Genomic DNA, 13,702 nt, shown 5'->3' with positions numbered 1-13,702 from the left:
AACGACTTATTTTTATAACTTAATTATACTGTCCAACACGCAATCAACACATAGGAAATTTTGACACAAATCGGAAAAATCCATACTTTTTATATGAAAAAAGGCAACCGTCAAATTAAGGTGTTCTTTTGTCCTATACTTCAAATTCGCTTATACACGTTCGGAGTCACCCCATAATATCTCTTGAATACTCGTATGAAATAACTCTGATCATGATACCCAACCATCTCCGCGATTTCATATATCTTGTGCTCGCCCTGGGCGATCAGATCCTCCGCCTTCTCCATTCTGCATTTAAGTAAAATCTCCAGAAAGCTTTTCCCGCTGTAATTTTTAAGCAGACGGTTAATATATGTTTTACTTAGCTTAAAATGATCCGCAAGTGTATCCAATGACAGGTCCTCGCCGTAATTCTCTTCGATATATTCCATCATACTTTTTGCGCTTTTCTGGTTCCGGCTCAGCCTTTCATCTCTGTTTCGCTCTGCCAGATATTCGACAATCGACTTCAGGACACTTAATACTGCCTGCTTTGTATGACTTTCATACACCTTCTTCAGGCATTCCGTGATAAATATGCTGTTCTCTTTATCTGTATGCTCTACGATTCTTCTATCAGCCAAATATTGAACGCTAAGGAGCATCACCTCCATCACATTATACCGTATCGTTTCAATATCCGGACACTGCTCGAATATTTCCTGGATCAGCTTCTTCGCTGTCTCAATATTTCCCTGCATTAACTCTGAAAGAAGCCTCTTCTTCTCGCCGTCCGACACCCGCCAGACCGGCAGCTTTATATCAGCCACATCCGCATAGGTCAGGATACCCGATCCCTCTCCCAGATAAGCCCCCTGCTCACAGGCCTCTAACGCCTGCTCGTAGGCATGATTCATCCGGAACAGATTCTTCTCCTGCCGGCTGATTCCAAATGCCATCTCCACCTGCAGCACTTCTCTTATATTCTTCTGGATCTTCTCACATGCCTGTTCACAACACACCTCACAATCCTTCTCTGCCATATGCCGCGGAAATGTTACGATAAAGCAATAGCCCAGATTATCAAATTCATAATACACCTGCTGTCCCGTCTGTTTCAAAAATTCCTCACAGATATTCTCCACAACAAAATCGAACAAATTCGGTTCTAATCCAGCCCTTTCCTTCCCCTCATCCGCATGGATCGAACCATAGACAAGTACATACTGTTCAATATAAATATTCAAATTCTCCAGACGCTTTTGCATCTCTTTGCTATCATTAAATCTTCCATAGATCAGGTCTGAGATTACTTTTCTGCGTACTGCCGGGATCGTCTTCTGATATTTCCGCTGCAACTCTGCGTAATCTCTCTGAACCTTTCTCGTACTGCGTATCTTACAGCATACCTTCCCCACGGCAGTATGCATTTCTTTGAAATTAACAGGCTTCAGAAGATATTCCGATACACCGATATGAATCGCGGATTTTGCAAATTCAAAATCATCATATCCCGTCAGCAGAATAATCTCCACCTCAGGACAGATCTCTTTCGCCCTCCTTGCGAACTCCAGTCCGTTCATCTCCGGCATCTTAATATCACTCAGAATAATGTCTGGTTTGTGCACAGTCATCAGGGCAAGCCCTTTCTCTCCATCTTCTGCCTTTGCCACTACGGTACATCCATAATCTTTCCATGGAAAGTGGCACAACCCATCTAAGATAATCTCCTCGTCATCAAGGATCAATACACCCAATTCCAAAACCATTCCTCCTACTAATAATATTGCCCTTTCATACTTTATATGGGAAATGGATCATAACCCGCGTCCCTCTTCCTTCCTCTGAATAAATCTGCAGCCCATACGCTCCCCCAAACATATATTGGATCCTTTGGTGCACCGCATAGACTCCAAGTCCCGTATGGGCAGTCTTGATATCTATTTTCTCTTTCTGCGGTCTTAAGATATTTGCCAAAGTTTCTTTGGACATTCCGATACCGGTATCTTCTATCTCAATGTAGACTTCTTCCTTCACCCGATACGCACGTATCATCAGTTCTGTCTTTTCCTTTCTCACTTCTACGCTGTGTACGATCGCATTTTCCACTAAGGGCTGAATCGTAAGTTTCGGAATTCTCTGTGACTTGATGCGCTCATCAATCTCAAATACTGCCTCAAAACGGCTGCGATATCTTGTCTGCTGTATATAGAGATAATCTTTCACATAATCTAATTCCTTTTCTAGCGTAAACATCGTCTCTTTATTGCTGATACTGATCCGCAGCAGATTACTGACGGCACCGACCATCTCGCAGATCTCTTCCTTCTCTTCTTTCCTGGCCATCCAGTTGATCGTATCTAATGCATTGTATAAAAAATGCGGATTGATCTGCGCCTGCAGTGCCTTGAACTCCATCTCTCTATTCAACATCTTACTTATGGCGATCTCTTCTAACAACTCCTCCATCCTGCCAATCGTATGATTAAATTCCTGATTGATCTCTCCGAATTCATCCCTTCTCTCTTCCTCGAGGCGGACGGAAAAATCTCCCTTTGACACTTCTCTCAAAGCCTGTACCGTTCTCCTGATCGGCTTTCCCATAAAACGCGACATGAACACGGATAATCCGATACTTAAGAAAATCCCAACTAAGATTGTAGCTACCATTGCAATCTGCACCGGAGCGATCGCAGACGCGATCTCCTTTGCCGGAAGTATTCCAATAGCCTTGAATCCTGTATAATCCGACACCTGATATACAACTCGGTACTCTTCTCCTCCTATCTCATATCGGAATGAATCGTTCCATTTGTTGAACAACCTGTCTGCCTCTTCTGTCAGTTCCGAAGCTTCACCTACAATAATCTCATTCTTGTCATCCAACAAAAGGATCATCCCGGAAGATGCAAAATCCACATTCTCCTGAATTCGCTCTAATGCAGACGCCCGAATTCCTGTCCGCAGGACTCCAAGAGAATCCATCGTCAGATTGTCTCTCACCAATTTCACGATCTGCAGGCACCCGCTGCCCGAAATGTCATTCACATACGTTACCGCACCGCTGCCCGCTGCCGCAATCGCCATTAATTCATCTTCATTCTCCAACTCCGGTTCTTCCGTTCCGCGTATCGAGCAAAAATACTGTTTTCCATTCTCTCCATAGATCTCAATATCCTCCATCTGATAACTCTTGAACATCTGCACTAACAAGCGCTTCACCATCCTTGTACCACCGTAATATCCTTCTTCATTTTTCTCCGGTCTTCTGTTCAGCAGTTCCTCCTGCACCGTGGGATTGAATGCAATATAATCCAGGCGGTTCGCGATCATTTCCATAAAAGAATCATAATTTTCTGACACCTGATTAATCGTCTCTTCTGTCTGTGCGATCGTCTTTTTCAGAATAATATCCGATGCAGTCACATATGTAATCCCACCGGAAATTACAGATATAGTAACCGTAACCAGTATACATATCACAAACATTTTCTGAAAGATCGGCATATCTTTTATTCGTTGTTTCATCCACGTAAACATAAAATTTCCTCCCATTTTTATTAAGGTGCCTGAAGATCTATTCCATCGGAAGATCATCAAATATTTTCCTGAATAATATGGCGGATAAATACCCCGGTCCCGTAATTCCGATCAGCATCATATACAAAATATAGTAACCAAATAATTTCCAGTTTATGATACACAATATCGGACCTGCCAGAAAGAATGACATCATCAAAAACGTGTATGGCAAATAACGGAAAGTCATATAACATGCATTTCTCATTGTATTTCTTATTGTATTATCGAATCTTGCCAATATAGGAAATATGTACAGAGAGATAAGGCATAAAATCCAAAATATAAAAAGCAGCGCAATGCGTATGGGCATACCCCCGCCTCCTGCATCCTTGAGAAACACAAGATCTAACCGAATAACAGTAAAGCCTGCTATTAAGAAGCTCCAGATGATTGTCGCCTGCCGGAAGTTCGTCTTAAAAGCCTTCCAATAGCTCTTCCCTATATAAGACTCTTCATTGCGCGCCATCTTCAAGAGATTGTACCATGCCGCAGTCAGACCCGCGCCTGCTGTAATCACCGGCAGGGAAAAGATCAGACATAAAAGATTCAGCTTTATCAAATCAAAGATCCTTGATATAACCTGCGCAAGCTTCCCGTCCACATCAAAAAAGCCCATACTCAACCACCCTTTTTGTTTTACAATAGCATAGCCTTATCTTCCGGTGCAATCATAAAATCTGACACCGGCATGGCCTGGGCTTTGCGATTTTCCTATTTTCCTATTTTAATGCAACGGCAGCATTTATTTTCTTCAATGTCTTTCTGTCGCTAAAATATTATTTTAGTGTCGTGTACAGCTTTATACTTAAACAGGTTGCCTGTTTCCTTTTTATGTCTATAATATTTCGCGAAAATGCCTGCCAGTATCAATCTTTATCATTTCGGGAATCCCCTGTACAGCATTCGCTTCTGCCTTCGCTGCCGTAAATCATTTCCCCAATTTATCGAACGTTTTCCTGTAAAACAGACAGCGTTTCTGCAATTTTTTCACCTATAGTATCTTGAGTATGTGTTACAGCCCAATTTCTTTATCACTTTAAAGCAACACAGAATTGACAAAAACTCATTTCATGGGTACAATAGAGTATCATCTATATTTCAAAGGAGATACCTATGAACCATAAAATCGGCTTTATCGGCTTAGGTCTCATCGGCGGCTCGATCGCCAGGGCAGTCCGGCAGTATTTCCCCGATTACGAGATCGTAGCCTTCGATAAGAATAAAGAAACTCTGGCCCTGGCAACCCAGGAGTCCGTAATCGACGTTGCAGCAACAACCATAGACGACAATTTCCGCAATTGCCGTTACCTCTTCCTGTGCGCTCCCGTCTCTTACAATACAGCGTACCTAAGGCAGATCCGAGAATATCTTCACGACGACTGTATCCTGACCGACGTAGGGAGTGTGAAGACCAATATCCACAAGGAAGTAGAAGCCTTAGGAATCGAACGTTATTTTATCGGCGGGCATCCCATGGCCGGCTCAGAAAAAAGCGGTTACATCAACTCCAAGGCCATGCTGATCGAAAATGCATACTTCGTGCTGACTCCCACCAGTGAAGTTCCCAAGGAAAAGATAGCACGCTATGAAAGATTTGTCCAGGATCTTCACGCTATACCGGTTCTTCTGGATCATCAGGAGCATGACTATGTGACCGGAACCATCAGCCATCTTCCGCATATTATCGCGTCAAGCCTGGTAAATTTCGTTCGGGATACGGATACCAGGGATGAACTGATGAAGAACCTTGCGGCCGGAGGCTTCAAAGACATTACAAGGATCGCCTCCTCCTCACCGACCATGTGGCAGCATATCTGCCTGAAGAATAAGGAGAATATCTCCCGGATCCTTGACTCCTATATCCAGTTTTTAAGCCGCGCCAGGAAGCTGATCGATCAGGAAGACGAACAAGGGATCTACCGCATGTTTGATACTGCAAGAAACTACCGAAACGCCATTCCCTCGTCATCTGCCGGTCCGATCAAGAAGGCATACGAGGTCTATTGCGATATTATAGATGAAGCAGGCGGGATCGCGGCAATCGCTACTATCCTCGCTTCCAACAATCTGAATCTTAAGAATATCGGAATTGTAAATAACAGAGAATTTGAAGAAGGGGTTCTGCGAATAGAATTCTACGACGAGGCGTCTTCTAAGAAGGCCGCAGAGATTCTGCAGAAATTCAGGTATATTGTATATGAGCGTTAAAAGTATTTATCCAAGAACCGGACTGAAAGGCGAGATCACGATTCCGGGCGACAAGTCTATCTCCCACAGAAGCATCATGTTCGGCGCCATAGCACGCGGGACTACGAAGATCACGAATTTCCTGAAAGGCGCGGACTGCCTGTCTACCATCGCCTGTTTTCGAAGTATGGGAATCAGGATCACTGAAGATACCGGCAGCATCATCGTACACGGTCAGGGACTTCGGGGATTATCTGCCCCGCGGGGGACCTTAGACGTGGGGAACAGCGGAACGACTACAAGGCTTATGTCGGGCATCCTGTCGGGACAATCCTTTTCCTCTGTGATGTCCGGGGACGAATCCCTAAACTCCCGTCCCATGGGACGGATCATCAAACCGCTTACCGCTATGGGCGCACAGATCGCAAGCGTACACGGCAATAACTGCGCCCCTCTTAAGATTACGCCTGGTAAGCTTCACGGCATTCACTATCAGTCGCCGGTCGCCTCCGCCCAGGTCAAATCCGCCGTCCTTCTTGCCGGACTCTACGCCGATGGCGAGACTTCCGTGACCGAACCGGCTCTCTCCCGCAACCACACGGAACTGATGCTCCGAAGCTTTGGCGCCGATATCTCTTCGAAGCTTCACGAAGACGGAAGCGCGACCGCACGCATTCAGCCCTGCCGGGAGCTCTATGGGCAAATGATCCAGGTTCCCGGAGATATCTCATCGGCAGCGTATTTTATAGCCTCCGGACTTCTCATTCCCGGCTCCGAACTGCTCATCAGGAACGTAGGAACCAACCCAACCCGTGCGGGAATCCTTAAGGTCTGTGAAGCCATGGGGGCAGATATTACTTATCTGAACAGTAAAAATACGGATTCCAGGGCCGGGGAGCCGACCGCAGATATCCTTGTCCGCTATAGCCGACTTCACGGTACAGTTATCGGCGGCAGCCTGATCCCTGCGCTGATCGACGAGATCCCGGTCATCGCCGTGATGGCAGCCTGCGCAAATGGTACGACAGTCATCAAAGACGCCGCGGAATTAAAGGTGAAGGAGACGAACCGGATCGATACTGTCACGGAAAACTTACGGGCAATGGGCGCTGACATTACCCCCACGGATGACGGAATGATCATAGAAGGCGGCACAGATCTTCGCGGCGCACGAATCAAGAGCCGTCTGGATCACCGCATTGCCATGGCATTCGCGATCGCCGGCCTGATCGCCGGAGGCGAAACCGTGATCGAAGACAGTCAGTGCGTAGACGTCTCTTACCCTGAATTCTTCGCGACGCTAAACTCAATATAGAGAGCGGCGGCAAGTCCGCCCTCTTTTGTTATCTTCTTTTATATATCAAAAAAGCTGCCGCACACGGCGGCAGCTTTTCCTCTTCTATTCCTGTGAAGAAGTATAGTCCTTCACGATCGGCGGGATCTGGGACAGCATATTATCTACATCCTCGAACATGGTACTCTTCGTCGTTCCAAGCTTTCCGGCCTTATTGATATGCTGAACGACCTCCTGATACTGATTCTTGATCTGATCGAAGAATCCGCACAAAACCTGAAGAGCTGATTTGGACTGATCGATCACACCGGAGATCTCCCTATGTACGCCTGTCGCTCCCTCCGCGGACTGCGTGATCTCATCAAACATCTCGTAAGTTTCCCGAACCTTATTAAGACTCTCGCCAAGAGCGTTCTCAGAAGTCGTGATACTGCTGTTAAGCTGATCCGTTCCCTTCTCTACCTCCTGGATTCCCAGATCCACCTCTCCGGTCAGATCCTTGATCTCGTCGGCAAGCTTCTTGACCTCCACTGCCACAACCGCAAAGCCCTTGCCCTGCTCTCCGGCGCGTGCAGCCTCGATGGAAGCGTTGATCGCAAGAATATTCGTCTGATCGGCAATGGATATGATCTTATCCGTACACCGTTTGATCCTCTCTACTGCCTTCTGCAGGTCTTCGAAGGTAGTCTCCATCTCATTGAAATATGCCGCAACCTGCTCGGAGCTGTTCCTTAATTCCTCCACACCGTCCTGCGCACGGGTCACCGATTGGGAAATCGTATCCTTCACCGTCTCAAACTCACCGGAGACCTGCTCGATGCTTGTGAAATTCTCACCAAAATCCAGAAGCTTTCCCTGAAACTCTTCTCCTTCTCTGACAACAGCCCCAAAAGAAGTCCCGATCTCATTCAATTCCCACAGAGAATCTACTTCCTTTTGCACCATCTCTTTGTGATAATCCTTCAAACTGCTCATTACGTGCAATATCGGATACAGATTGTTCTCATTCTCGGATACTGTACGGACCTCCTGCTTATTCCTTTTCCAAAACACCTTGCTCTTCCCCCTTCTCCTATTCAAATACCACGCAAGTCATAGACTGGTTCACAAAACGATTATTATAATGCTCTCCGTATCCCACAAGACCCGCATGATTTCCCAGTCTTCCCATCTCGTTCAGATACTCCTGCATATAATTATTCTGTGTAAACAACAGATACCGGAAGAGGCAATTCACTGAGAATACTGCTGAAACTCTGGAAAAATCCTGCTTTATCGTCCGAATCGTATCATTTACGATCGCTCTGTAGTCGCCGAGTTCCAACAACACAAGGACGTCGGAATCGTTGACCTGCCTGAAACAGGTCAGCGCATCGCCCTTTACCTCCTTGATCGATACGATACAGGTATCGTCTCCATTCAATTTGCCGAACGGGTTCTGGAAGGTCCGCGTTGTGATCTCCTGCTCCGTCACATGAAGAATATCCTGATAGACCTGCCTTGCCGGCTTGCCGTTCAGCGCGCCGATCACATAGTTGGCCTTATCCGTCTGTGAGGCGATGAACCTGTGATTCCTCATCTGATGATAAATATTCTCCTTATATGCTTTCACCCGGCCGCCCTGATTCTTCACCAGCGCATAAGCTACAGCATCTTCATAGATCCGTCCGTTGGCAGACACCTTGCCCGCGTCGCCGGTACCGCCGACCAAAGATATATCTCTGCGCTTCAGTACCGAATAGATCGTCGTCAGCACGCACGCGTCGTTGCCGGAACAAAAATCAATGCAGACCGTGTCGTTATGGGAACCTCTTATACTGTTCACATCCTTCTCCAGACGCTCGATATACCTGACAGGCATGACAGATACTTTCTCCAGAACGTTGGCAACTGCGCTTACTCCGTCTGAAAATGCGACCACGCCTACCCCCTTCTCCACTATCTTCGTATCATAACTCATACCGATACACCCGATACTTGGAACTCCGGGAAATATCTCCTCCAATTCCTTTACATGTGCTTCAAACTGATCGCTGTTAGACATCAGCATAAGAAGCTGCGGGTTACTGATCCCACGGACCGCTTCTTTTAAATTTCCATTATGGCTTTTACCAAAAATCTGTCTCATTATGTAGTCCTCGTTCTTTCCTTCTTTTAACACAAAAACGTGATTTTATTATATGGGAAATGTATATGCACGTCAATCATTTTTCATATATGGACACGCATCAATAATATTTTATATTCACAGCCTTGCCCAAATGCTCCACGCATTCCTTTAACTGTTCCACCAGATTCATCCTGACGCTTAAGTCAAAGGGAAGGTTCGAATTCTTATGCGCCACGTTCATCGCCTTCCCGACGAAGAGATTCAGCTGTGTACATTCCTCAATGATCAGCTTCGCAAGCTTCGCCGCGCCGTTGTCCGCGTCCAGCTCATCGAAGAAAGCCTCGTCAAACTCGTCCTGCTCATACCGCTTCAGAAGCCCCAGCGACTTCCCTATAGTCAAAACGCCCTCCGTGACAAGATCCAGTCCTTCTATGGCGGCGGTCGGCGGGACCGTCGGATCAGCGTAATTCACAGAAGTAACGATCTCCCGTTTCAACACTCTCGACGTGATGTTGGCGCTGGTGCCGCCGCAGACTACCTTAAGGCCCTCCTGCTTCATAAAATCACGCACGACCCTCTCGTCATCCTCCTTGTGTGTCGGAGGCCCGGTGAATATATTCACGATCCGCCGCTCGATCACTCTGGCTACCGCCACCGTCGTATCGTCTCCCGGCTTATTCCCATACAGATCGTCGCATAGCTGGCTCAGCATTGCCGCAAGGCGGGAAGCCGATAGCGTCTGCTTCGTACATTTCAGCGTATAGTCCGCCATATCCTTCCAGGTCCACCCAAGGTTCATAAGTTCTCCTTCGCCGGCCCAGATCACCCCGTCGCTCATTAACACAAAACAATCCTTAAGACGCACGTTAAAACGATATTCACGGATATCCTTCCCCTCGATCACCCGCTCCTCATACGGATAATCTACGATCTTCCCGTCCCTTACAAAGATACACTGAGGGTTGTCAAACTCCACCAGATATGCCTCACCGTTATGGAAGATCTGCAGGATACTGAACGTAGCATAGGCCACCTCCCTGACCTTGCAGACCGGAAGCGTCTTCGCAATAGTCTCAACACAAGACTCTATCGCCGCACCTTCCAGAAACATAGTCCCCAGTATCTTAGAAGTCAGCGTCGCCAGAATATTCGCCTTAACCCCGCTTCCCATCCCGTCCGCCAGGATCACGATCTCCGAATCCTTTGTCTTCAATATCTCTACCTTATCCCCGCACAGCTCCTCTCCGTGCTTGTTCAGGCTCTTCCAGGATATATCTACACTCACACTCATACTATTCTTCCTCTTCAAACAGGATCGAATCACGAAGCTTCGACAAGGTCACCTTTGTCTCTGCCGTAGTCTCTCCTAAGAGCCCTGCGATCTCCTGGGCTACCATCATCTGCTTATCGATAACCTTCTGCGCCATCTCGACCGTCTCCATCTTCAGGTTATAGTGCTGCTCTTTGGCCTTCTCTTCCTTCGTAATATCCTGATAGGTCACAAGAACAGAATCCAGACTGTCAATATAGATGATCGTCTCCACCACCTTAAGCTTCACGGTGTCCAGACTCAGCTTCTTATGGATGATCTGCTGCCTGGTCGCCAGAACCTCCGCAATGTCGCTGTCGTCTATGAATTCAAAGATATAGCGCTCCAACGCCTCCTCCCTGGATACTCCCAGCATCTCCATAGCCTTCTTGTTGCACTCCCGGATCCTCATATCCTTATCAACGATCATGATCATGCTCGGCGTCACATCCATGACAATGTTCGACATAGATTCCGCCTGTGCAAGTGCATACGGAAGGCACATACCTATCTCTGCCTTCTTCTGGAAGACCGCCGCCGCCTTCGCACGGCAGGTAGCGTACCCGCAGGCGCCGCAGTTCAGCTCGTCCTCTTTCGTGTACTTGCCCATAGCGTGCAGAACCTCCTGCATCTCCCGGTCAGACGGCTGCTTATCGACAACGCGGCGGTCGATGAATACCTTGCGCAGATTCAAAGTCCCTCCATCGATCCCCTCGGCCTCTTCTCTGTGCATCACCTGTTTCTCAATATCCATCTTCGCACGGATCAAGGACTGATGCCACTTGTCGGAAGCCGGGCCCTTGATGCATCCGCCCTCACAGACATTTACCTCGAAGAAGCAATTCCTGGTCCCGCCCTTCTCTAATTCTGCAAATAACTCCATACAGCTCTTAAGGCCGTCGATATGTACCTTATAGTACCCGTCGTCCTCCGTACCCGCAAGGACAGACTGGATCACTCCTCCGCTGATCGGGTAGAGCTGATTCACCCTGGGGCTTGGATTCCCCACCGGCAGATCAGCGCAGCGATGAATGTCGATTCCTTCCGAAGCCCACCACTTCGTGATCTCTTCAAATGTCAGGATCGCGTCGACCGCTCCCCTTACGCGCTCGTCCCCGACAGCCTCTTCCTTCTTCGCAATACACGGCCCTAAGAACACAACCTTCACATCTTCGCCGTAAATACTCTTGATCAGGCGTCCATGAGCGATCATAGGCGATACTACCGGCGCCATCATAGACACCAGCGACGGATAATACTTCTCGATCAGATCATTGACGCTCGGGCAGCATGTAGTAATGATATTCGTCATCTGTCCGTCCCGAAGGAGATTCCCGTATTCCTTCGTGACAAGCGCCGCACCCTCCGCCGTCTCACGGACCTCATAGAATCCCAGACGTTTGAGCGCGTCCACAACCTGTCCCGGCCTGTCATATTCCAACACGCCGAGATAGGAAGGAGCTATGGAGATGACCACCTTCATCCCCTGCTTCAGATACCCTTTTACCCGATCCATATCGCTTGCGAATGTCTTCGCATTCTGCGGACAGACCTCCAGACAGTGCCCGCAGTTAATGCAGTGATCCTTCATGATGTGCGCCTGCTCATTCTCGACCGAGATCGCCTTCACCTCGCAATTGCGCACACACTTGTAACAATGCCTGCAGCTTGCATCCCTAAAATCAATAACCCGCATCTTCTCGCCTCCTGTACCATTACTCCCCTAATTATAACAAAATGTGCATACCCTCACAAGTTATTCCGGCTTTAACTTTTATCCATTACGCCTGTTGATGCAGTATCGCAATAATTCTGCAATCTTTGCAGATCTCTATATAAGCGTTTCCTTCCATCCCCTCCAGCACGGTATCCCATTGGATCTGTGCGAGATATTTCATATGCTGCTTCGGCTATCTGTCCGCATTGCCTGCATTTTCGCTTCCCTCGTTATGCTCATATTTCGGCTCTCCTTCCAAACTCTCTATGAACACTATTTTAAAGCAATATAACGATATATTCAATGGTATTATGAAAAAGCTGCATATGAAACAGGCGGTCATTGCGACCGCCCCTAAAAATCATATCGATATCTTATTTGGCTGCTTTTTCGGCAAATTCCGTGGTTACAAGCTTCTCATACGGAGCACGCTTCGCCAGTTCCCCGGCGTCTTCAAGAATATCCTGAAGAAGCTCGAAGCTCTCCTCCTCGAAGATCAGATCTTCCTTCCAGGTATCCTGATCATAATACCGCGTCACGATCGTTGTGATGGTATCCTGATCTGTCTCTTTAAACTGCGGTGCAATGATCGCTGCGATCTCTTCCGGGGTATGTGCCTGCACGTAGTCCATCCCCTTCTGAAGCGCATTGGTGAATCCCTGGATAACCTCCGGGTTGTCGTTGATATAGCTCTGCTTTGCCGAGAATGCCGTATACGGCACATAGCCGCTGTCGGTTCCAAGGGACGCAACAACATAGCCCTTGCCTTCTTTTTCGAGATTCGTAGCTCCCGGCTCGAATTCCACCGTGAAGTCTCCCTGATTCTCAGCAAAAGCAGCGGCGGTGGAGCCAAAATCAATGCTCTGGTCTATGTTCACGTCTTTTGCCGGATCGATACCCTGCTGCTTCAGGATATATTCAAATACCATCTCCGGCATACCGCCTTTCCTCCCGCCAAGAACATTCGTCCCCTTGATCGCATCCCAGGTGAAATCCGGCATCTCTTCCCGCGCTACCAGGAAGTTGCCGGCCCGCTGGGTCAGCTGGGCGAAGTTGACGACATAATCGTTGGCGCCCTCATTATAAGTATAGATAGAAGCCTCAGAGCCCATGAACCCGATATCCGCACTTCCGGAGATAACGGCAGTCATGGTTTTATCCGCTCCAAACCCTGTAACTAATTCCAGATCAATTCCCTCTTCTTCAAAATACCCCTCTTCAATTGCCACATACATCGGAGCATAGAAGATGGAATGTGCAACCTCATTCAAGATCACCTTCGTAGACTCAGGAAGAGTCTCTTCGGTTTCACCGATATCTTTTGTATCGTCTGTCTGTCCGGTTGTAGCGGCAGTTTCGCCCTGATCATCCTTAGACGAGCAGGCAAGCAGGGCAGTTATAGACAGAACAATAACCAGCGCTGCTGCAATTATACGCTTTTTCATACATATCCTCCTTATAATTCCTAATGGTACAGTATATTCCGGCGGAAAATATATGTGAAAGCGAATCATAAGTCGGCAT

The 13,702-nt window shown here is 47.6% G+C and carries 10 protein-coding genes; 2 read left to right on the top strand and 8 right to left on the bottom strand.

Annotated elements, in window-relative coordinates; all coding sequences use genetic code 11:
- Positions 1 to 140: 140 nt before the first annotated feature.
- From VSQ62_RS09100 to VSQ62_RS09090, 3 genes are read right to left on the bottom strand one after another with little or no spacing between them, the layout of a single operon-like run.
- Entirely contained in the window at positions 141 to 1,742 is a 1,602-nt protein-coding gene (locus VSQ62_RS09100; RefSeq protein WP_334634451.1) for a response regulator transcription factor, read from the bottom strand.
- Positions 1,743 to 1,773: 31 nt separating this feature from the next.
- On the bottom strand, positions 1,774 to 3,519 hold the full coding sequence (locus VSQ62_RS09095) for a cache domain-containing sensor histidine kinase (protein WP_334634449.1): 1,746 nt from the start codon (positions 3,517 to 3,519) through the stop codon (positions 1,774 to 1,776).
- A gap of 37 nt (positions 3,520 to 3,556) precedes the next feature.
- On the bottom strand, positions 3,557 to 4,177 hold the full coding sequence (locus VSQ62_RS09090; RefSeq protein ID WP_334634448.1) for a YesL family protein: 621 nt from the start codon (positions 4,175 to 4,177) through the stop codon (positions 3,557 to 3,559).
- 497 nt (positions 4,178 to 4,674) lie between these two features.
- Here VSQ62_RS09090 and VSQ62_RS09085 point away from each other — a divergent pair, with 497 nt between their 5' ends.
- Together VSQ62_RS09085 and aroA are read left to right on the top strand one after the other, a co-directional pair.
- A complete protein-coding gene (locus VSQ62_RS09085) occupies positions 4,675 to 5,769 on the top strand; it encodes a prephenate dehydrogenase (RefSeq protein WP_334634447.1) in 1,095 nt (364 codons plus the stop codon).
- Entirely contained in the window at positions 5,759 to 7,063 is a 1,305-nt protein-coding gene (gene aroA, locus VSQ62_RS09080) for a 3-phosphoshikimate 1-carboxyvinyltransferase (protein WP_334634445.1), read from the top strand. The genes VSQ62_RS09085 and aroA overlap by 11 nt, the downstream gene beginning before the upstream one ends.
- 84 nt (positions 7,064 to 7,147) lie before the next feature.
- Here the strand turns inward: aroA and VSQ62_RS09075 are convergent, their stop codons facing one another.
- From VSQ62_RS09075 to VSQ62_RS09055, 5 genes are all read right to left on the bottom strand, one after another.
- The gene (locus VSQ62_RS09075) at positions 7,148 to 8,095 is read right to left on the bottom strand and encodes a methyl-accepting chemotaxis protein (protein WP_334634444.1); all 948 of its coding nucleotides are present in this window, start codon (positions 8,093 to 8,095) and stop codon (positions 7,148 to 7,150) included.
- Between the two features lie 19 nt (positions 8,096 to 8,114).
- Complete coding sequence (locus VSQ62_RS09070; protein ID WP_334634443.1) at positions 8,115 to 9,170, bottom strand: FIST signal transduction protein; 1,056 nt, start codon at positions 9,168 to 9,170, stop codon at positions 8,115 to 8,117.
- A 100-nt stretch (positions 9,171 to 9,270) separates the two neighbouring features.
- Positions 9,271 to 10,443: a SpoIIE family protein phosphatase gene (locus VSQ62_RS09065; RefSeq protein ID WP_334634441.1), complete on the bottom strand. Its 1,173-nt coding sequence runs from the start codon at positions 10,441 to 10,443 to the stop codon at positions 9,271 to 9,273.
- A 1-nt stretch (position 10,444) separates the two neighbouring features.
- Complete coding sequence (locus tag VSQ62_RS09060; RefSeq protein WP_334634439.1) at positions 10,445 to 12,157, bottom strand: [Fe-Fe] hydrogenase large subunit C-terminal domain-containing protein; 1,713 nt, start codon at positions 12,155 to 12,157, stop codon at positions 10,445 to 10,447.
- Positions 12,158 to 12,552: 395 nt separating this feature from the next.
- Positions 12,553 to 13,623 carry an ABC transporter substrate-binding protein gene (locus VSQ62_RS09055; protein WP_334634438.1) on the bottom strand — a complete coding sequence of 357 codons (1,071 nt, stop codon included), beginning with the start codon at positions 13,621 to 13,623 and terminating at the stop codon, positions 12,553 to 12,555.
- Between the last annotated feature and the right edge of the window lie 79 nt (positions 13,624 to 13,702).

The organism is Sporofaciens sp. JLR.KK001 (assembly GCF_036941055.1).
In the GTDB taxonomy this organism is placed as follows: Bacteria; Bacillota; Clostridia; order Lachnospirales; family Lachnospiraceae; genus Sporofaciens.
Note: the sequence above shows the minus strand (reverse complement) of the source record. Positions and strands in the feature narration are given on the sequence as shown.